This is a genomic window from Apibacter sp. B3706, from assembly GCF_011082725.1.
GTDB lineage: Bacteria > Bacteroidota > Bacteroidia > Flavobacteriales > Weeksellaceae > Apibacter.
Genome location: NZ_CP049715.1, coordinates 1,508,338 through 1,529,992, shown reverse-complemented (window position 1 = coordinate 1,529,992; position 21,655 = coordinate 1,508,338). Strand labels below are relative to the sequence as shown.

Below are 21,655 nucleotides of genomic sequence, written 5' to 3'. Positions count from 1 at the left end.
AATAAAAACGGGACTAAAAGATGCTAAACATTTTTACCCAACAGTTTCTTTATCTTTTTCTTTCTTTCCTTCTTTTCAATGAATTTATTATTTTTTTTAAGCAATTGTTCCCTGATAAAATTAACATTTTCATGGCTGTATTTGGCATATTCTTTTGCAATGATAGGGATCATTTCATCCGTTAAGGATAATCTAATAAAATTTTGAAGCCTTTGATCTAAAGATAAAGATTGAAAACTCATCCGATTTAAATCGATTAATGAAAAACAATATACGTTTTTTTCGTGATCATTTTTTATGAGTACATTTCCCGGTGAAAGGTCTTTAAATAAGATATGATTTTCATGAATAGAAAAAACAAATGAAACAAATTCTTTCAGTATTAATTCCCAATCATCAAAACTATTTCTTTTTTCAATGAGTTCCCTAAAAGTAAAATCGTACTCAGAATACTTTGAAAAATAAAAAGATCTTTTAATTTTAAAAGTATGAATCTCTTCAAAAAAACCAATCGGTTCCGGTGTGTTTATACCCTTAGAAGTTAAAATTTCAGCATGAAAATAAGAACGATGGGCTTTAGATTTTCTAAAATTAGCATAAACAAGTTGATTGAGAAGATGAGGCTTTTTAAAAGATTTTACCGCTAAGTTTCCCAGTACAGGATGAGGTATTTTACGTAAAGTGTTCCGTTCTTGAAATATAATCTCACCTAAAGAATCAAAATTTTCGATTATTTCATTTAATATGTCCGTATCGTTACGATATTTTTTAGATATATACGAATTCCATTTCATTTTATATTCCCTTTTAATTTTGCAGCTCTCGAGTAAAATTCACTTAAAATTATTCCGGTAGACATGGCGACATTTAAACTTTCTGTTTTTTGTTCTAAGCCGAATCTGGGGATTGTTAGAGTATGAGTACACAGAGATTTTATTTCATCTGAAACGCCATTTCCTTCATTACCCATAACCACATAAAAATTTTCGGGTAAATCCGTTGTATATAAATTTTCACCTTTCATATCTGTACCCATAACCGGTATATTGGAATTTGTCAATATTTCAGCGATGTCTGTATATACAACGTTTACTCTGCTTAACGATCCCATTGCAGATTGAACTGCTTTGGGATTATAGGCATCAGTAGTTCCTTTACTGCACAAAATCTGTTTAATCCCATACCAGTCTGCAAGACGTATAATCGTTCCCAGATTTCCCGGATCTTGTATTTCATCCAATACTAACTGTATTCCGCTATATGAATTATTTGAGTTTTGAGGTATTTCCAATATTGCTAATGCATCGTGAGGAGTAGTTAGAAAACTAATCTTCTTTAATTCTTCGAAACTGATCATCTGATATTGATTTTCATCTAAAAAAGAAATGGGAACCGTACTGTAAATGTTTTTTACAGAAAACTGCGAAAAGCAGAATTCTTTAATGCTTTTTATACCCTCAACAACAAATAAGTTATATTTTTGTCTATACTTTTTTTTTGAAAGCGACTGAATAAGTTTAATTTTACTTGCAGACAACATAAAATGAAATTAGGATACAATATTATAGTAAAAATATTGATTTTTGTTCAACTGTTTCTCATTTTTTCATGTAGAACAAATAAAGTACCTAAAAATGGACATTTATTTATTGATAATAAATATAAATATGTAGATAAAAAAGGAAAACCCTATTTGGATGCATACGGTAATCCCTTTTTGAATAAAAAAGGCAAAGAAATTATCAACGAATACAAGAAACCATTTGAGGATGAACTGGACAGTTATGTAAAGCAAAAATCTAATAAAAAAATACTATTCATAATTCCATTAGGCTTGTGGCTGTATGATTTCTCAAATCCTACATTCGATTCCGTCTACGCAGAATACTATTCCGTTAGTCAAAAACAAAGAAATCAAAAATTACTGGATTCTCTATATGTAAAATATAACTTAAAAAATTATGTTGGCAAATCCAGATGGTTTGATCGCTTTTTTTATAATAATGGAGAAGCCCCTGTATTAGTTGATACCTTACTATCTAAAACTTCTTCAAAAAACATACAACAATATTTTAAAAATAGAGGTTGGCGTAAGTCCATTGTAAGAGACAGTGTAATTACTTCCGGTAAAAAAGCTCATGTGCAATATTCCATAAAATTAGGACGTCCTATGATTATGGATACAATTACGTATGATATTGCCGATGAAATAAAAGATGATTTATATGCTCATTATTTAAAGCGAACAAGACAGGCGAAGAAAAAAAAGTCTCAAACTTATGAACTTTCAAAAGACGAATTTATATACAACCTATTCAGTAGAGGTTCCTATGTTAAAAAAGGAGATCGATTAGATGCTTATGTAATTGAGAATGAGATATCCCGTTTGGAAAACCGTTTTAAAAATATGGGATATTATCGTTTCAATGATCTTAAAGATGAAGTTATTTACTATGTAGATACGGCTAATAATGTATATGATGTTTCGGTCAGATTATCAATCAAGAAAAGCCAAATAGGAAGTTCTACCACTACCGCAACTGTTACCGATTCCACTAGATCGGATACTCTTAAGAAAGATACTTTAGTGCATAAATTCAAAAGATTTAAATACAATAAAATAAACATTTCACTTTTAGATAACGAAAATAGAGATACAAGTAAAAATACTATAGACTCAAGTTTCTATGTAACTACCAAAAAAATAGTAAGACGGGTTGACGGAAAGAAAACAAAAATCATGGTTAACGATACCATTGCTTTCATTGTTAACCATTTAGGAAATAAATATAAAAACAGAGTATTGGCAGATATGCTAGCCATTGAAAAAGGGCATTCATATAATTTAAGCTCTGAGACTCGTACTCGACGAAATATATATAAAGTAAATAATTTTAACATCCTCGGGTTTAATACAGTTCCTGAAAAAGACTCAGATTCTACCTTAATATCCAATATCATTCTTTCTCCCATGGATAAATATTCTTATGAATTAGGATTTGAAGCGTTTAATTCAGGTGTTGTTAATTTCGGTATAACTCCCAATCTTACCTTTACGGTAAAAAATCTTTTTGGGGGAGCAGAAAATTTAAGTGTCAGTTTTGGAGGATCCTTAGGAAATATTAAAACCAAAAAAAATAACAGTAAAATTTTTAATGCATCGGAACTATCAGCGCAGGCCAGTTTATCCTTTCCTAAGCTTATTTTGCCTTTCAACGCAAAAAGAATTATTCCTAAAGCCTGGGGGCCTTCATCGGCAATTTCTTTAGGATATAATGCACAATATAACATAGGTTTGGATAAAAGAAGTTATAATGCCGGATTACTTTATAATTTCAATCCCACCCGAACTACCGTTCACCAAATTACATTATGGAATCTACAATATACACAGTTTTTAAATCCTAATAATTATTTCAACATATATACACAAGACAGTAAAGTAAGAAATAGTGTTTACGATTTATATTTTCAACAATATCCTTCCGCCAAAGAGGAATACGACAAAAACCATAACGATAATGATTTGCTGTTTCAAATTCAAAATAATATAGACTTTCAAGATTATTTAAGAACTACGCATTTAAGTTTAGCCAACGATTACGACTTAATGGAATTTCGTCGTTATCGTTTCACACAGAATGTATTAATCTCCTCTTTTAAATATGATTTTACCTACGATCAACGATTAGGATATTTTCCGGGTAAACATCCTTTTTATTTAAAAGCACAAGTGGAATTAGCCGGTAATCTGGAATCTTTATTTAACAAAACACTCAAAGATTTTACAACTTCCAATAATAAAACTATAAAACAAATATTTGGAGTTCCCTATTCACAATATGTGAAATTCGATTTAGATCTAAGGAAATTTTGGATTTTTTCCGGAAAAAAATCGTTTAATGCGAGACTTTTTACCGGAATAGGAATACCTTATGGAAATTCCTTTAGTATGCCTTTTGACCGAAGCTACTCTGTGGGTGGACCGAGTGATGTTCGAGCCTGGAAATCCTTTGGTTTTGGTCCGGGATCATCAAAATTAGGAGGAAAAGACGGCTATGAACTAATAGCGATCGATAATTTTAAATTGTTGACTCAGGTAGAATACAGGTTTCCTTTACCAAGTAAAGGGTTCGAAGGAGCTTTATTTGTAGATGCAGGAAATGTTTGGGGAATTAATAATAATTCACTGAATAAATTTGAATTTAATTCCTTCTATAAAGAACTGGGAATTGGAGGAGGATGGGGGATCCGTTGGGATATAAGTAACTTTATCATTCGCTTTGATTTTGCTTATCGATTTCATGATCCAAGAAGAGATGAAAATGACCGATGGTATTTTAAATATATCAATCTGTTGAAACCTCAAGTTAATTTTGCTATCGACTATCCGTTTTAATCAAATAATTTTTGTTTGCATAAATACGTTGATATATGAATTCATAAAATTCGGAAAATGAGCTTTTTTAAAAATATTAGATTACGGAATTGGTTTGGGTATATATTGGCGCTTATAGTAGCTCTTTTTATTATAATCTTTTCTAACAGCAAAGTTGAAGAATTAAAAGAAGAAGAATCCGTAAAAATTTCAAATTATGCCAAAACGTTGGAATTATTAAACACGGAAACAGACATTCCTCCTAAAACTCAATTTTTTTTAGTGCAGCTTATCGAGCAAAACACTACCATACCCGTAATTTTAGTAGATGAAAAAGGAAATTACATTGATTCTAAAAATGTAAGTAAAAAAATTATTTCAGATTCTTTAAAATTAAAGGAAGAATTGCACGAAATGGCAGAATCCTACTATCCCATTCTTATTAAACTTCCTTTTGGAAATCAATACGTATATTATAAAAACTCGGTTCTACTGACACAATTAGGTTATTATCCCTTTGTGCTAATTATACTAGTAACATTGTTTGTCTGGTTTACCTATTGGTATTTTAAAACCGTAAAAAAAACAGAGCAAAGTTTACTATGGGCTGGAATGGCTAAGGAAACCGCACATCAAATCGGTACGCCGCTTTCATCCATCATGGGATGGCTGGAAATATTAAAAACAGAAGAAATTGATCAGAAACCGATAATAAATATTGAAAAAGATGTACACAGACTGCAAAATATTACCGACAGATTTTCTAAAATAGGATCAACTCCTTCACTAAAAAAAGAAGATATTGTGGAAATATCGGAACAAGCATTTATGTATTTGAAAAGAAGAATGTCCAAACAAATCGGGTTTGAATTTCAAGCACCGGAGTATCCTGTATATGTTTCTTTAAATAACATCTTATATAGTTGGGTTATCGAAAATCTCATTAAAAATTCAGCAGATGCCATGAAAGGAGAAGGAAAAATAAAATTGCAAATCCACGATAACAAAAAAAATATTTTTATAGATATTTCCGATGAAGGATCAGGCATTGAATCAAAAAATGTGAAAAAAATATTCAAACCCGGATTTACAACTAAAAAAAGAGGGTGGGGACTAGGCTTGTCTCTGGCCAGGCGAATTATTGAAGATTATCACTACGGTAAAATTTTCGTTCAAAATACCGAAATTAATAAAGGGACTACTTTTAGAATAATTTTAAAAAAATAATTTGTAAAAATTTTATTGAGTAATAGAAAAAAACGTAGTAATTTAATTACTTTTGATATTATGATATTACGAGGAGAACATTTAATAAAAACATACGGAAACAAACGAGTAGTTAAAGATGTTTCATTAAATGTAAAACAAGGAGAAATAGTAGGATTGTTAGGGCCTAATGGAGCCGGAAAAACCACTTCTTTTTATATGATTGTAGGCTTAATCAAGCCTACTCAAGGAAATGTATTTTTGGATAAGATTAACATAACCAAAGATGCCATGTATAAAAGGGCCCAAAAAGGAATCGGGTATTTGGCTCAAGAAGCTTCTATATTCAGGAAATTATCAGTTGAGGATAATATTGTGGGAGTGTTGGAGATGACCAAACTTTCAAAGAAAGAAAGAAAAATAAAAGCAGATTCTTTAATAGAAGAATTTGGTTTAGAACACGTTCGTAAGAACCGAGGAGATTTATTGTCGGGAGGAGAAAGACGTCGTTGCGAAATTGCTCGATGTCTAGCTACCGATCCTAAATTTATTTTACTTGATGAACCCTTTGCAGGAGTTGACCCTATTGCCGTTGAAGATATTCAAAAAGTCGTGCGTTCTTTGGTAAATAAAAATATAGGAATTTTAATAACAGACCATAACGTTCAGCAAACTCTGGCTATCACTCATAGAACTTATGTTATGTTCGAAGGAAATATATTAAAGGAAGGATATCCCGAAGAATTAGCAAATGATCCGATAGTTCGTCAAGTATATTTAGGAGAAAATTTCAGATTTGAAAAAATATAATAATGAAAAAAATTTTAACAGGACTATATATTACTTTAATAGCAACATTAAGTTATAGTCAACAAGTTCCATTAATTTCCAAAACTGAATTTTCTGAAGAAGCCTTAAAGCAACTTGTAGTTGATATGGATCATAAAGAAACAACGATGCAATCCATACTAAATAAACACAAAGGTAAAGTTACCATCCTGAAATTTTGGGCATCTTGGTGTAAAGATTGCATAGTGGGAATGCCCGATTCACGGGCTCTTAAGCAAAAAAATAATAATGTAGATTTTATCTATCTGTCATTAGACAAAAATTACGATTCTTGGAAAAACGGTATCACTAAGTATGAATTAAATACGGGTGATAATTATTGGTTTTCAACTGGTTGGAAAAATCCTTTTACAGAATATATAGAATTAAATTGGATTCCACGCTATATGGTAATAGATCAACAAGGAAAAATTGCTTACTATTATGCAATTACGGCAAATGACACACAAATACAAAAAACCATAGATACGTTGCAGGAAAAATAAAGCTAAATTATTTACTTATTTCTAAAAGTTTCTCAGCTTCTATCAACTGGTTGTACCAATTTTCTCCGAATTTTCTAATTAAAGGTTCTTTTAAAAATTCGAAAACTTTAACATTAAGTTCTTTACCTAAAGTACACGCATCCTTGCATATATACCATTCATCATAATTTACCGCAACATATTTTCGTAATTTTTGAAGACGAACCGGATACAGATGACAGGAAATAGGTTTTTTAAAATCAATTTTACCGTCTTCGTAAGCCTTTTCAATGGCGCATTTCGCAGCTTGATTTTCATCATAGATTACATAAGCACATTCTCTACCCTCTATTAACGGAGTAACATAATCATCATCAAGGTCGGTTGTATATTTACCTTCCAATTCAATAGCCCTTCTACCTTCCTCTCTAAGATAAGGCGATACTTGCTCATATATGTCTTCAAGAATCGGTAATTCTTCTTCATCGAGTGGAGCTCCCGAATCTCCTTCCACACAACATATCCCTTTGCATTTATTAAGATTACAAACAAATTGTTTCTGTAATACATCTAAAGAAATTATTGTATCTTCTATTTGAATCATGATTTTTGAAAATAAATTCAAAGATAGCATTAAATTTTTATTAAAAGTTTATATAACTTTACAAAAAAACAGTAACTTTGATAAAATGTATGCTATACATTTTTGTGTTCTTAAGAAATAAATGTGTTTGCATCAATATGTTAAATTAATTTTTTAGTGCAAATTATGAAAAAAATCGTATTAATAGGTGGAGGTTTTGCTGGGATTAATATTATCACCAGATTGTCCAATGATTCTAATTTTGAAATTACCTTAGTCGACAAAAACAACTATAATTTTTTTCCACCATTAATATATCAAGTAAGTTCAAGTATTTTAGATCCCGCAGCTATCAGCTATCCTTTCCGTAGATTTATAAGACATAAAAAAAATGTTAAATTCAGATTAGGAGAATTAATTGAAATCAAATCCGATGAAAACAAAGTAGTCTTATCTAATGGAGAATTAGATTATGATATTTTGATTTTAGCAACGGGAACGCAAAGTAACTATTTCGGAATGGAAAATTTAGAGAAATATGCCTTTCCAATGAAAACCTTAAATGATGCTTTGTTACTTAGAAATATACTTTTAGAAAGGTTAGAAGCCGCCAGTAGAGAAACTGATTTAGTAGAAAAGAAAAGATTATTATCCATCGTCATCACCGGAGGAGGACCTGCCGGAGTTGAAATAGCAGGAGTTATTCGCGAAATTATCAATTATATTGAAAATGTAGACTATAAAGATTTAAAAGACCAAATTCAAGTCTATTTGGTAGAAGGAAGCCCCGTATTATTGGGACCTATGAGCGAAAAATCTCACAAAGAAGCTTATCATGCCTTAGATAAATTAGGAGTTAAAATACTGGTAAATACACAAGTAAAAGATTGTGATGAAAACACCATATATTTTTCTAACGGAGATAAAATTGAAACAAAAACTATAATCTGGACAGCGGGAGTTACTTCAAGAATTTTTGAAGGAATACCTAAAGAAGTGTATGGAAGAGGTAGACGTATGCAAGTTGACGCGTATAATAAAGTTCAAGGATTTTCAAATATATATGCAATAGGGGATACCTGCATCATGACTACTGATCCTAATTTTCCTTCAGGACATCCGCAATTAGCTCAAGTAGCAATACAACAAGGAAAAAATTTGGCTAATAATTTAAAAAAACAACTTACCCAAGACACATATCAACCTGTAGCATTCAGTTATAAAGATAGAGGGTCTATGGCAGTTATCGGAAGAAATAAAGCCGTAGCCGATCTGATTCATCCTACCTTATTTTTAAAAGGATTACCGGCATGGATTATCTGGTCGTCCATCCACTTAATTTCATTAGTTTCCATAGGTAATAGATTAAATACTTTATATCGTTGGTTAACCATATACATATCTAAAAATTCTTCCTTAGGAAGTGCCTATAAAATTGGAGATCCAAGACCCTGAACACCTAAAATATTGTATAAATTTCAGAAATAAAATTTATACTACAATCTGAGAATTATTTTCTTTTTTATTAATAGGAGTAGAATTATTTTGATCCATACTAACGGTGCCTTTATATAAGGCACCATTTTCAACTTGAAAACTTTTTACCTGCATATTTCCTATAATAGACCCCGAGTTTTTCAAACTAAGATTATCAACAAAAATATCACCGTCAATTTGGCCATATACAATAAGTTCTTTAGTTCTAATATCTCCTTTAACACTTCCTTTCTGACCAACAACAAGCCCACAAGTGCTGTTGACATTTCCTAATGTTTGACCATCAATTCTAATAAATTCCTTACATTCTATATTTCCTTCAATTTTACAATCTTCCGCAATAATAGTAGTAATGTTTTCTGTAGATAAATTAAGAGCAGCTCCTTTTTTTTTGTTGAACATAGTTAGTTTATTTTATAGTAGTTAAATTTATTTCATATTTAGTTTACATGCAAATAATTATTTGGATTTTCTTTTTCTTTATTTAAAATAATTTCATAATGAACATGAGGTCCGGTAGAACGGCCGGTACTTCCTAATTCACCAATAACATCTCCGGCATTGACAACCTGTCCTTCTTTAACCAATATTTTAGACATGTGACCGTATAATGTTTCATAACCGAAATGGTGCTTTATCATTACACAATTTCCATATCCTCCTCTAACACTGGCAAAGGTAACAACCCCATTCGCAGTAGCATGAATAGGATCACCAATAGTTCCCGCTATATCCAAACCCGGATGAAACTCGGATCCTTTACCTTTTTTCATCGGATTTCCTCTCACACCAAAATTAGAAGTTATCCTTCCAACATGAGGTAAGCCGATAGGAATGAATTGAATCTTTTTGTATATATCGGAAATTCTCTTTTTTTTATTTTCAATTAAATTTAAGTTAGAATCATTAACAGGATAATACTCTCCCCCCACATTATCAACATTATAATTAGTGGCGTTAGTAGGGAGTGTTTTAACTTGACGATCTTTAAGGTATCTCTCAATCTTTAATAAAGATTTTTCAGCTTCATTAAGATTGATAATCATATCATTTAATTTTTTAGTATCCAACTTACTTTCAAGGTCGGCAATCTTAACATGTAAATCTTGTTTTTGGTAATACACATAACTTATGTAACTAACCAATCCCGCAACTAAACAAAAAATAGTAAAAATTGATAAAAGTAAAATCTTTTTGTACAGAAAAATATTTCTTATATGCTTATTTTTAACAGAAAAAATTTTTGTTTCCAGTGAATTTTTATCAGTAATAATTATAGTGGAATATTTAGATTTGTTATTTTTCATAGTATAATATTCTGAAGGTAGTGGAACAAATATAAAAAAATTAAAACTAAAAGTATAATGTAAACATTACGTTTAACAATAAATTAGCAAAAATTTAGACATTATTTGTAAGCACAAAACTGTCCACAATTTTCGTTAATTTAAAAAATAAAAATACAATTTGTAATAGATTGAAATGCCAAATATCACTTATTAGTTTAGTATAATAAAAATATATTCACCGCAAAAAATTACACCTTACGAAGAAAGTGAAATTTACATACATTTAATTAGAATAATAACTTATAGACATCCTCAACCTTAGAAACCATTTCAACCCTAATATTATATTTCTTGCGATCAATTTTATTATACTTAGAAATGAAAATGACATCATAACCTAATTTTTCAGCCTCAATAATTCGCTGTTCAATACGATTTACAGGCCTGATTTCACCACTTAAACCAATTTCACCGGCGAATAAACAATTATCCGGTAAAGAAATATCCTCATTAGAAGACAAAATAGCACAAATAACAGCTAAGTCAATAGCAGGATCATCAACACGAATACCTCCGGTAACATTTAAAAACACATCCTTAGTTCCCAAATGAAAACCCGCACGCTTTTCCAAAACAGCTAATAACATATTTAATCGTTTGACGTCAAAACCCGTTGTCACCCGTTGAGGCGTTCCATAAACAGCCGTTGATACCAATGCTTGAATTTCAACCAACATAGGGCGTAATCCTTCCAAAGTAACCGCAATAGCATTTCCCGATAAACTTTCATCTTTTTTAGATACTAAAATTTCAGACGGATTTTTTACCTGTTTCAACCCGGAAGAGAACATTTCATAAATTCCAAGTTCGGAAGTAGAACCATACCTATTTTTATTTGCACGTAAAAGTCGGTAGACATAATTTCTGTCCCCTTCAAACTGAAGAACGACATCTACCATATGCTCCAAAATTTTAGGACCGGCTATAGAACCCTCCTTAGTAATATGTCCAATTAAAAATACAGGAGTAGAAGTTTCCTTAGCATATTTAATTAATTCGGAAGCGCATTCTCTAATTTGAGATATACTTCCCGGAGAAGATTCTATATAAGATGAATGTAGAGTTTGAATGGAATCAATCACTAACAACTCCGGTTGAAGCTCATGAGCTTTCTTTAAAATCTTTTGAGTTGAAGTTTCCGTTAAAATATAGCATTCAGAATTAGAAATATCCAAACGGTCAGATCTCATTTTAATTTGATTACTGCTTTCCTCTCCCGAAACATATAATACTTTTCTGGGTATTTGTAAAGAAATTTGCAATAACAAAGTAGATTTACCGATGCCGGGTTCCCCTCCAATCAAAATAACACTACCGGGAACGATACCGCCACCTAATAAATGATCCAGTTCAGAGTCATTAGAAAGAATACGATATTCATCCGTAGTTTCAATTTCGTGAATCTTATATATTTTATTTCTAGAAGAAGAGGAATTAAGGGAAGAAATAGAATTTGCAGAACTTTTTTCAATAACTTCTTCAACAATAGTGTTCCATTCTCCGCATACTTTGCATTGGCCCAGCCATTGAGAATATTGAGTTCCGCAATTTTGACAAAAAAAAGTAGTTTTAGCCTTAGCCATATTTAATATATATATAGTTATTTACATTTATTAGTTAGTACAAAGATAGTCTATAATAATCTTTGTTAATGACTATATAATAACAAGTATCTGGAGCGTTAAAAAAAGAATTAAAAAAAATTAAAAATTTTTTTGAGGTTAAATAGGTGGTATTCAGGACACTAATGATTATTTGGCAAAAAAGATTAAAAAAAGATTACAAAAAAACTTGCAGGGAAAGAAAAAGTAGCTATCTTTGCACCCGCAAGTCAGGAACAACGAAAGAGAAAAACAGAAGAAGAGAGACCTGAGAAGCGCAAAAGATCGTTGAAATAAAAAGTTTTTTTAAACAAAGCTTACGAAAGATAAAAAGTAGCAAAACACAACCTGGAAGAAGAGAGATTCTTTTGAGTTAGGGAAAAACCTTGAAATTGATAATAACAAAGAAATTACAATGGAGAGTTTGATCCTGGCTCAGGATGAACGCTAGCGGGAGGCCTAACACATGCAAGCCGAGGGGTATTTTGGAGCTTGCTTCAAGAGAGACCGGCGTACGGGTGCGTAACGCGTATGCAACTTACCTGTATCACTGGGATAGCCCGGGGAAACCCGGATTAATACCGGATAACATATCAGCCAGCATTGGCAGATATTAAAAGATTTATCGGATATAGATAGGCATGCGTAGGATTAGTTAGTTGGTAAGGTAACGGCTTACCAAGACGATGATCCTTAGGGGGCCTGAGAGGGTGAACCCCCACACTGGAACTGAGACACGGACCAGACTCCTACGGGAGGCAGCAGTGAGGAATATTGGACAATGGGTGAGAGCCTGATCCAGCCATCCCGCGTGAAGGACGACAGCCCTATGGGTTTTAAACTTCTTTTGTATGGGAATAAACCACATTACGTGTAATGTTCTGAAGGTACCATACGAATAAGCATCGGCTAACTCCGTGCCAGCAGCCGCGGTAATACGGAGGATGCGAGCGTTATCCGGATTTATTGGGTTTAAAGGGTCCGTAGGCGGGTTGATAAGTCAGCGGTGAAAACCTGCAGCTTAACTGTAGAACTGCCGTTGATACTGTTAATCTTGAATAGTATTGAAGTAGCTGGAATGTGTAGTGTAGCGGTGAAATGCATAGATATTACACAGAACCCCGATTGCGAAGGCAGGTTACTAAATACCGATTGACGCTGATGGACGAAAGCGTGGGGAGCGAACAGGATTAGATACCCTGGTAGTCCACGCCGTAAACGATGGATACTCGTTGTTGGGGGTTAGCCCTCAGTGACTAAGCGAAAGTAATAAGTATCCCACCTGGGGAGTACGACCGCAAGGTTGAAACTCAAAGGAATTGACGGGGGCCCGCACAAGCGGTGGAGCATGTGGTTTAATTCGATGATACGCGAGGAACCTTACCAGGGCTTAAATGGGAATTGACGTACTTAGAAATAAGTATTTCTACGGACAATTTTCAAGGTGCTGCATGGTTGTCGTCAGCTCGTGCCGTGAGGTGTCAGGTTAAGTCCTATAACGAGCGCAACCCTTATCATTAGTTGCCAGCGATTAAAGTCGGGAACTCTAATGAGACTGCCGGTGCAAACCGCGAGGAAGGTGGGGATGACGTCAAATCATCACGGCCCTTACGCCCTGGGCCACACACGTGCTACAATGGCCGGTACAGAGGGCAGCTACTGGGCAACCAGATGCGAATCTCAAAAGCCGGTCTCAGTTCGGATTGGAGTCTGCAACTCGACTCTATGAAGCTGGAATCGCTAGTAATCGCAGATCAGCCATGCTGCGGTGAATACGTTCCCGGGCCTTGTACACACCGCCCGTCAAGCCATGGAAGCTGGGGGTACCTGAAGTCGGTGACCGTAAAAGGAGCTGCCTAGGGTAAAACTAGTGACTGGGGCTAAGTCGTAACAAGGTAGCCGTACCGGAAGGTGCGGCTGGAACATCTCTTTTTTAGAGCAAAAAGTCAAAACAAGGAATAACAACCCCCAAAAGAAGCTGACAACTTCCAGGTGTTTCCTACTTAAACAAATAAAAGAGTAAGTAAAAAGTTAAAAAAACACAAGATATATAACACCCCTGAAAAGCCCCTGTAAGGAAAAGGTAAGACAATAGAAGAAGAGTAAAAGGAGCAACGAGGAAAATAAAAATCAATCAGTCTCATAGCTCAGCCGGTTAGAGCGCTACACTGATAATGTAGAGGTCGGCAGTTCGAGTCTGCCTGAGACTACAAAGGGAAACAAGGGGAATTAGCTCAGCTGGCTAGAGCGCCTGCCTTGCACGCAGGAGGTCAAGGGTTCGACTCCCTTATTCTCCACAAGGTTCGAAAAACGAAAGAAAGAAGTAGTAAAAAGAACCAGTGTTATATACGGATCATTGACATTATTGGGATTTTATATAAAAAAATAAACCGAGCGGCCAATATAATTGGCTAAGGAAAAGAAATCGTTAAGGGCGTATGGCGGATGCCTAGGCTTCAAGAGGCGAAGAAAGACGTGGTAAGCTGCGAAAAGCTGCGGGGATTGGCACACACGAATAGATCCGCAGATATCTGAATGGGGCAACCCACTATACAAGAGTATAGTATTCCCGCAAGGGAAGGCAAACCTTCCGAACTGAAACATCTAAGTAGGAAGAGGAAAAGAAATCAACCGAGATTCCGAGAGTAGTGGCGAGCGAAATCGGAAGAGCCCAAAAGTATGTAATTAGATAGCAGAATGTTTTGGAAAGAACAACCGAAGAAGGTGAAAGTCCTGTAAGTGAAATCTGGTTATTTATGAAAAAGAGTAGGGCGGGACACGTGAAATCCTGTCTGAACATGGGGGGACCATCCTCCAAGGCTAAATACTCCTTGAAGACCGATAGCGAACAAGTACCGTGAGGGAAAGGTGAAAAGTATTTCGAAAAGAAAGATGAAAGAGACCCTGAAACCATACGCCTACAAGCGGTCGGAGCATCGTAAGATGTGACGGCGTGCCTTTTGCATAATGAGCCTACGAGTTAATTTCACTAGCGAGGTTAAGTAGTTCAGCTACGGAGCCGCAGCGAAAGCGAGTCTGAATAGGGCGTTGAGTTAGTGGGATTAGACGCGAAACCTTGTGATCTATCCATGGGCAGGTTGAAGCTTTGGTAACACAAAGTGGAGGACCGAACCGGTTGACGTTGAAAAGTCTTCGGATGACCTGTGGATAGGGGTGAAAGGCTAATCAAACTGGGAGATAGCTCGTACTCCCCGAAATGCATTTAGGTGCAGCGTTAAGAAAGAGTATACTAGAGGTAGAGCTACTGATTGGATGCGGGGGTTTCACCGCCTACCAAATCCTGACAAACTCCGAATGCTATTATATGTTTCTTAGCAGTGAGGGCATGGGTGCTAAGGTCCATGTCCGAGAGGGAAAGAACCCAGAGCAACAGCTAAGGTCCCGAAATGTATACTAAGTTGAACAAACGAGGTCAGACTGCCCAGACAGCTAGGATGTTGGCTTGGAAGCAGCCATTCATTTAAAGAGTGCGTAACAGCTCACTAGTCGAGCGGTTTGGCATGGATAATACTCGGGCATAAGTATACTACCGAAGCTATGCGAAATGAAAATTTCGGTAGGGGAGCATTCTATATGCGCAGAATCAGTAAGGTGACTTATTGTGGAGCGTATAGAAAAGAAAATGTAGGCATAAGTAACGATAATGAAGGTGAGAAACCTTCACGCCGAAAATCCAAGGTTTCCTCAGCTATGCTAATCAGCTGAGGGTAAGTCGGGACCTAAGGTGAATCCGAGAGGAGCAATCGATGGGAAATCGGTTAATATTCCGATACCGGCTGTAAATTCGATGGAGTGACAGAGTAATGACACTACCGCGTACTGACGGAATAGTACGTTAAAGCATGTAGGTAAATCAGCAATAGTAAAATGCGTTGCCGATGCCGAAAGTGAAAGTACCAGGAAGCTACGGTGGAATGGATAGTGTAGGTAAGAGCTCTCAAGAAAAACTTCTAAGGCAAGTTTACAGCGCCCGTACCAAAACCGACACAGGTGGATGAGGAGAGTATCCTAAGGCGCTCGAGTGAATCATGGTTAAGGAACTAGGCAAAATAGACCTGTAACTTCGGGAGAAAGGTCGCTCCCCATAAAAAGGGAGCCGCAGTGAAAAGGCCCAGGCGACTGTTTATCAAAAACACAGGACTCTGCAAAATCGCAAGATGACGTATAGGGTCTGACACCTGCCCGGTGCTGGAAGGTTAAGGAAGGAGGTTAGCGTAAGCGAAGCCTTTGACTGAAGCCCCAGTAAACGGCGGCCGTAACTATAACGGTCCTAAGGTAGCGAAATTCCTTGTCGGGTAAGTTCCGACCTGCACGAATGGTGTAACGATCTGGGCACTGTCTCAACCATGAGCTCGGTGAAATTGTAGTATCGGTGAAGATGCCGATTACCCGCAATGGGACGAAAAGACCCTGTGAACCTTTACTATAGCTTCGTATTGACTTCGGGTAAATGATGTGTAGGATAGGTGGGAAACTAAGAATCGGCTTCGCCAGGAGTCGAGGAGTTGACGTTGAAATACCACCCTTTATTTATCTGGAGCCTAACTTCTGAACAGAAGGACATTGCGTGGTGGGTAGTTTGACTGGGGTGGTCGCCTCCAAAAGAGTAACGGAGGCTTTCAAAGGTACCCTCAGCACGCTTGGCAACCGTGCGCAGAGTGTAATGGCATAAGGGTGCTTGACTGCAAGACCGACAAGTCGAGCAGGTGCGAAAGCAGGACATAGTGATCCGGTGGTTCCGCATGGAAGGGCCATCGCTCATAGGATAAAAGGTACTCCGGGGATAACAGGCTAGTCTCCCCCAAGAGCTCACATCGACGGGGAGGTTCGGCACCTCGATGTCGGCTCGTCACATCCTGGGGCTGGAGAAGGTCCCAAGGGTTGGGCTGTTCGCCCATTAAAGTGGCACGCGAGCTGGGTTCAGAACGTCGTGAGACAGTTCGGTCTCTATCTATTGCGGGCGTAGAATTTTGCGTGGAGTTGACTCTAGTACGAGAGGACCGAGTTGAACAAACCTCTGGTGTATCAGTTGTGCCGCCAGGTTCACCGCTGAGTAGCTAAGTTTGGAAGAGATAAGCACTGAAAGCATATAAGTGCGAAACTCGCCACAAGATAAGAATTCGATATAGGGTCGTGGGAGAATACCACGTTGATAGGCTACAGGTGTAAAGGCAGTGATGTCATAGCCGAGTAGTACTAATTACCCGGAGATTTCGTCCAAAAAAATAAAAAAAATAAAAGTTAATAGAATTGGCCGTAAGAGTTTACAAATTTATATAAAATCCCATTAAGATATTTAGGGTGGTTATAGCGGTAGGGCTCACCTGTTCCCATTTCGAACACAGAAGTTAAGCCTACTTGCGCTGATGGTACTGCAAACGCGGGAGAGTAGGTAGCCGCCGGTTTTTTAAAAAAGAAAGCTTTGTATAGGTAATATACAAGGCTTTTTTTGTTTTGGAGTGGAGTGGTTTTTTTGGTTACCTTCTTTTTACCTGTTTATTACTTCTTCTTATTTATTAATTTCAAAAACTATCCTGGAAGCGGTTTTTTTATTTATATATTTGTTACTATAATAATAAATAAATGGATAAAGCTTTTCAATACCAAATAGAAAATAAACAAAGATATTTAGACGAATTATTTGATTTATTACGAATCCCATCTATTAGCGCGGATTCTGCATATGCTAATGACATAATAAAATGTGCCAATAGTATTTCTAATAATTTAAAAGAATCCGGATTTGAGAATGTTGAAATATGTAAAACACAAGGTAATCCGGTAGTTTATGCCGATAAAATTATTAGCTCCGATTTACCAACAGTTTTAATTTATGGTCATTACGATGTACAACCTGCAGATCCCTTGAATCTTTGGGAAACCGATCCTTTTGATCCTGTAATAAGAAAATCAAACATACATCCGGAAGGTGCAATTTATGCTCGAGGGTCTGCTGATGATAAAGGTCAATTCTTTATGCATGTAAAGGCTATTGAGTCTCTTATTAAAACAAATTCTTTACCATGTAATGTTAAATTAATTATTGAAGGAGAAGAAGAAATAGGTTCTGTCAATTTGGGGAATTTTTTAAAAGAAAATTTAAGCAAACTTTCATGTGATGTTATATTGATATCAGACACACATATTTTTTCAAATCAAGTTCCCACAGTTACAACCGGTTTAAGAGGTCTAAGTTATGTAGAAGTTGAAGTAGAAGGGCCTAATCGAGATTTACATTCAGGTTTATATGGTGGTGCAGTTCCTAATCCTATTAACGTGCTTTCTGATATGATCGCTTCGTTAATTGATAAAGACGGCAAAATTACTGTTAAAGGCTTCTATGATAAGGTAATAGAATTATCTCCTGAAGATCGGGCAGAATTAAATAAAATTCCTTTTGATGAAGAAGAGTTTAAAAAATCAATTGGTTTAAAAGGGACGCAAGGGGAAAAAGGATATAATTCGTTAGAGAGAACATCTATACGACCTACCTTAGATGTAAATGGTATTTGGGGAGGTTATACAGGAGAAGGAGCTAAAACTGTTATTCCATCAAAAGCTCATGCTAAAATATCCATGAGGTTAGTTCCTGACCAAAATCCTGAGGAAATAACTGAATTGTTTACAAAACATTTTTTATCCATTGCTCCGGAAAGTGTTAAAGTAAAAGTCACCCCTTATCACGGAGGTAATGCGTATGTTTTACCCTCTTCAGATCCCGGATATAAAGCAGCTAAACTGGCTATGGAAAAAACCTTTAATAAAGAAGTTTTACCCTACAGAACCGGGGGCAGTATTCCTATTGTTTCTCTATTTGAAGAATTACTGGGAGCAAAATCCGTTTTAATGGGATTTGGATTGGATAGTGATGCTATTCATTCTCCTAATGAACACTATGGTTTATTTAACTTTTATAAAGGAATTGAAACCATTCCCTATTTTCTCAAATTTTATACAGAAAACTTACGAAGTAAAAAATAATATTTAAAACGTAAGTAGAACTTGATTTTTCAAACATCCATTTTTGTACTCTTATATTTATGATTGAAATATTTTTGGTTTTACTATTTAGTATCATTTTTTTATTAATAGGAATATATATCGGAAAAAAAATTAAAGATTCATCCATTAATTCCGAAAAAATTCTTTTAAATGAAAAGATAAAAGTTTTACATGCCGGTTTAAGTAAAAGTGAAGAACTAAAAGAAAAAGAGTTGTTTGAAAAGGAAAAAATAAAAAAGGAAAGAGAACAATTATTGCTTGAATTAGCTCGTAAAGATGCCGATTTTGAAAACCTAATGCATAAAAATAAAGAGCAAAAATTGGAGATTGAAGAAATTCAAGATAATTTTAGGAAAGAATTTGAGATAATAGCAAGTAAAATACTGGAACAAAAAACTGAAAAATTTACAGAACAAAACAGGCATAATATAAAAACACTTTTAGATCCCTTACAAGAGAAAATTTCCGTTTTTGAAAAGAGAGTGGAAGAAAGCCAAAAAGAAAATATAGGGATCTATGCATCTTTAAAAGAACAATTACATTATTTACAAAACCAAAATTTAAGAATCTCTAAGGAGGCTGAAAATCTCACTAAAGCTCTTAAAGGAGATACAAAAATTCAAGGAAATTGGGGAGAATTAGTTTTAGAAAGAGTTTTAGAAAAATCGGGATTAGAAAAAGGAAGAGAATATTTTATACAAGAACGCTTATGTTCTGAAGATGGAAAACGGTATATTCCCGATGTAGTCATATATCTTCCTGATAATAAAAAGATGATTATAGATTCCAAAGTTTCTTTAATAGCCTATGAACGTTACATAAACAATGATAATGAAGAAGAAAAAAAACTTCATTTAAAAGATCATATAAATTCTATTAAAAAACATGTTAATCAACTTTCATCGAAAAATTACCAGGGGTTACATGCAGAAAATTCATTAGATTTTATATTACTTTTCATCCCCATTGAAACGGCTTTTTCTTTAGCTTTAAATTATGAATCATCTTTATATAACATAGCCTTCGAAGAAAATATTGTTATAGTTACTCCATCTACTCTTTTAGCAACCTTGAAAACTATTGATAGTATGTGGAATAACCAAAAGCAACAAAGAAATGCATATGAAATAGCTAAAACTGCCGGTAATTTATACGATAAATTTGAAGGATTTCTACAAGATTTGTTGCGTATAGGGAAAAAAATGGATGAGGCTAAAAATGAATATGGAAACGCTATGAACAAGCTGGTAGAAGGGCGAGGTAATCTTGTCTCTCAAATACATAATTTAAAAAAAATGGGTGCAAAAGCTAAGAAAACCTTGCCTGAAGATCTTATATCAAAAGCTGAAATTTTTGAAAGTGAATCTTAATTTTAAAAACACTGTGTAATAAAATTTTATTAATAAATTGAATGAATTCTCTAAGTAATAAATAATAAAATAAATGAAAAGCAAAAAATTATTTTTGATTGTAGCACATTTTTTATCATTAACATTAATTTTTGCCGGTACCAATGAGCCTGTAGAAGAAGAGAATGAAGAAAAAAATACGAAAGAATTCAGGGCCGTATGGGTGGCAACATTTTTAAATATAGATTGGCCTTCAAAACCCGGTTTACCTGCTGAACAACAAAAAGAAGAATTTATAACCTTATTGGAGAATGTCAAAAAATGGAAAATGAATGCCATTATTGTTCAGGTAAAACCCGCATCTGATGCATTATATCCATCTAAATTAAGTCCCTGGTCGGGTTATTTGTCAGGAACGCAGGGTGTTGATCCGGGATACGATCCCCTTGAATTTATGGTTAAAGAAGCACATAAAAGAGATATAGAAATACACGCTTGGTTTAATCCTTTTAGACTTTCTGCAGCCAATGCCAATTGGAGCTCATTGGCTACTGATAATATTGCATTCAAGCATCCCAATTGGGTGGTTAGATATGCCAATCAATTATATCTAAATCCGGGTCTTCCGGAAGTACGTGATTATGTAATACAGTCCATTATGGAAGTAGTTAATAACTATGAAGTAGATGGTATTCATTTGGATGACTATTTTTATCCCTATAAAGTAGGTAAACTCGATTATCCTGATTTTACGGCTTACACTAAATATGGGGTAACTTTTGCCAGTAAAGCAGATTGGAGAAGAGACAACATTAATACTTTTGTACAAAAATTATATAAGAGCATTAAATCCAAAAATAAAGATATAGAATTTGGCATTAGCCCATTTGGTGTTTGGAGAAATCAAAATAATGATCCTTTAGGATCGAAAACCAAAGCATTACAAAATTATGACGATTTGTACGCTGATGTTTTACTTTGGATGAGAAAAGGGTGGTTAAACTATGTAGCTCCTCAGTTATATTGGCATCGAGGACATAATCTTGCCGATTATGCCACTTTAGTGGAATGGTGGAGCAGTATGGCTAAAGAAACAGACACCAAACTGTATATAGGAATGGCGGCCTATAGAGTCAATCAATGGAAAAATCCGAATGAACTTGTTGAGCAAGTATATTATAATCGTGAATTTCCAGAAGTTAAAGGAAGTATATTTTTCAGTTATAAATCACTAGTAAATGATCCTAAAGGAGTTCTTACCAATCTAATATCCGGACCTTTTGCAGAATAAATTCTTTAAAGTATAAAAGTATAGGTTTCGATAAAATCCTAATTTAAGTTGAGCAGTTTACATAT

14 protein-coding genes, 2 tRNA genes and 3 rRNA genes are annotated in these 21,655 nt (G+C 34.8%); 13 read left to right on the top strand and 6 right to left on the bottom strand.

Going from position 1 to position 21,655, the window contains the following annotated elements; genetic code table 11:
* Positions 1 to 23: 23 nt before the first annotated feature.
* A complete protein-coding gene (locus G8C41_RS06815) occupies positions 24 to 794 on the bottom strand; it encodes a Kdo domain containing protein (protein ID WP_166006865.1) in 771 nt (256 codons plus the stop codon).
* Positions 791 to 1,540 carry an RNA methyltransferase gene (locus G8C41_RS06810; RefSeq protein WP_166006863.1) on the bottom strand — a complete coding sequence of 250 codons (750 nt, stop codon included), beginning with the start codon at positions 1,538 to 1,540 and terminating at the stop codon, positions 791 to 793. The genes G8C41_RS06815 and G8C41_RS06810 overlap by 4 nt, the downstream gene beginning before the upstream one ends.
* A 3-nt stretch (positions 1,541 to 1,543) precedes the next feature.
* Here G8C41_RS06810 and G8C41_RS06805 point away from each other — a divergent pair, with 3 nt between their 5' ends.
* Genes G8C41_RS06805 through G8C41_RS06790 form a run of 4 tightly spaced genes read left to right on the top strand, consistent with a single transcriptional unit; the run spans position 1,544 to position 6,918 of the window.
* Positions 1,544 to 4,399 (top strand): BamA/TamA family outer membrane protein, encoded by a 2,856-nt coding sequence (locus G8C41_RS06805; RefSeq protein WP_166006861.1) that lies wholly within the window; start codon positions 1,544 to 1,546, stop codon positions 4,397 to 4,399.
* 57 nt (positions 4,400 to 4,456) lie between these two features.
* Entirely contained in the window at positions 4,457 to 5,605 is a 1,149-nt protein-coding gene (locus G8C41_RS06800) for a sensor histidine kinase (protein WP_166006859.1), read from the top strand.
* Between the two features lie 60 nt (positions 5,606 to 5,665).
* Positions 5,666 to 6,394, top strand: coding sequence for an LPS export ABC transporter ATP-binding protein (lptB, locus tag G8C41_RS06795; protein WP_105297198.1), 729 nt, complete (start codon positions 5,666 to 5,668; stop codon positions 6,392 to 6,394).
* A gap of 2 nt (positions 6,395 to 6,396) precedes the next feature.
* On the top strand, positions 6,397 to 6,918 hold the full coding sequence (locus G8C41_RS06790; RefSeq protein WP_166006857.1) for a TlpA family protein disulfide reductase: 522 nt from the start codon (positions 6,397 to 6,399) through the stop codon (positions 6,916 to 6,918).
* Positions 6,919 to 6,925: 7 nt separating this feature from the next.
* Here G8C41_RS06790 and G8C41_RS06785 read toward each other — a convergent pair whose 3' ends face one another.
* Positions 6,926 to 7,501, bottom strand: coding sequence for a DUF3109 family protein (locus G8C41_RS06785; protein ID WP_166005605.1), 576 nt, complete (start codon positions 7,499 to 7,501; stop codon positions 6,926 to 6,928).
* A 165-nt stretch (positions 7,502 to 7,666) separates the two neighbouring features.
* On the opposite strand from G8C41_RS06785, the gene G8C41_RS06780 reads away from it, so the two are divergent.
* Positions 7,667 to 8,935, top strand: a complete 1,269-nt coding sequence (locus G8C41_RS06780; RefSeq protein ID WP_166006855.1) for an NAD(P)/FAD-dependent oxidoreductase — start codon at positions 7,667 to 7,669, stop codon at positions 8,933 to 8,935.
* Positions 8,936 to 8,971: 36 nt separating this feature from the next.
* Here the strand turns inward: G8C41_RS06780 and G8C41_RS06775 are convergent, their stop codons facing one another.
* The 3 genes from G8C41_RS06775 to radA all read right to left on the bottom strand — a co-directional run bounded on the left by G8C41_RS06775 (position 8,972) and on the right by radA (position 11,909).
* Positions 8,972 to 9,379, bottom strand: a complete 408-nt coding sequence (locus tag G8C41_RS06775; protein ID WP_105297194.1) for a polymer-forming cytoskeletal protein — start codon at positions 9,377 to 9,379, stop codon at positions 8,972 to 8,974.
* A gap of 38 nt (positions 9,380 to 9,417) precedes the next feature.
* Positions 9,418 to 10,284, bottom strand: a complete 867-nt coding sequence (locus G8C41_RS10200) for a M23 family metallopeptidase (RefSeq protein ID WP_160557313.1) — start codon at positions 10,282 to 10,284, stop codon at positions 9,418 to 9,420.
* A 269-nt stretch (positions 10,285 to 10,553) separates the two neighbouring features.
* Positions 10,554 to 11,909, bottom strand: a complete 1,356-nt coding sequence (radA, locus tag G8C41_RS06765; protein WP_160542591.1) for a DNA repair protein RadA — start codon at positions 11,907 to 11,909, stop codon at positions 10,554 to 10,556.
* Positions 11,910 to 12,339: 430 nt separating this feature from the next.
* On the opposite strand from radA, the gene G8C41_RS06760 reads away from it, so the two are divergent.
* The 8 genes from G8C41_RS06760 (at position 12,340) to G8C41_RS06725 (ending at position 21,590) form a co-directional block, all read left to right on the top strand.
* Positions 12,340 to 13,860, top strand: a 16S ribosomal RNA gene (locus tag G8C41_RS06760).
* A 203-nt stretch (positions 13,861 to 14,063) separates the two neighbouring features.
* Positions 14,064 to 14,137 (top strand) — tRNA-Ile (locus G8C41_RS06755).
* A gap of 13 nt (positions 14,138 to 14,150) precedes the next feature.
* Positions 14,151 to 14,224: transfer RNA gene (locus G8C41_RS06750), tRNA-Ala, on the top strand.
* Between the two features lie 121 nt (positions 14,225 to 14,345).
* A 23S ribosomal RNA gene (locus tag G8C41_RS06745) occupies positions 14,346 to 17,168 on the top strand.
* 77 nt (positions 17,169 to 17,245) lie between these two features.
* Positions 17,246 to 17,353: ribosomal RNA gene (rrf, locus tag G8C41_RS06740) — 5S ribosomal RNA — on the top strand.
* The 16S, 23S and 5S rRNA genes sit together here with 2 tRNA genes alongside, the layout of an rRNA operon.
* Positions 17,354 to 17,531: 178 nt before the next feature.
* Positions 17,532 to 18,929, top strand: coding sequence for a dipeptidase (locus G8C41_RS06735; protein WP_166006853.1), 1,398 nt, complete (start codon positions 17,532 to 17,534; stop codon positions 18,927 to 18,929).
* A 59-nt stretch (positions 18,930 to 18,988) separates the two neighbouring features.
* A complete protein-coding gene (locus G8C41_RS06730) occupies positions 18,989 to 20,320 on the top strand; it encodes a DNA recombination protein RmuC (protein WP_166006851.1) in 1,332 nt (443 codons plus the stop codon).
* Between the two features lie 73 nt (positions 20,321 to 20,393).
* The gene (locus G8C41_RS06725; RefSeq protein WP_160567004.1) at positions 20,394 to 21,590 is read left to right on the top strand and encodes a glycoside hydrolase family 10 protein; all 1,197 of its coding nucleotides are present in this window, start codon (positions 20,394 to 20,396) and stop codon (positions 21,588 to 21,590) included.
* The last annotated feature ends 65 nt before the right edge of the window (positions 21,591 to 21,655 follow it).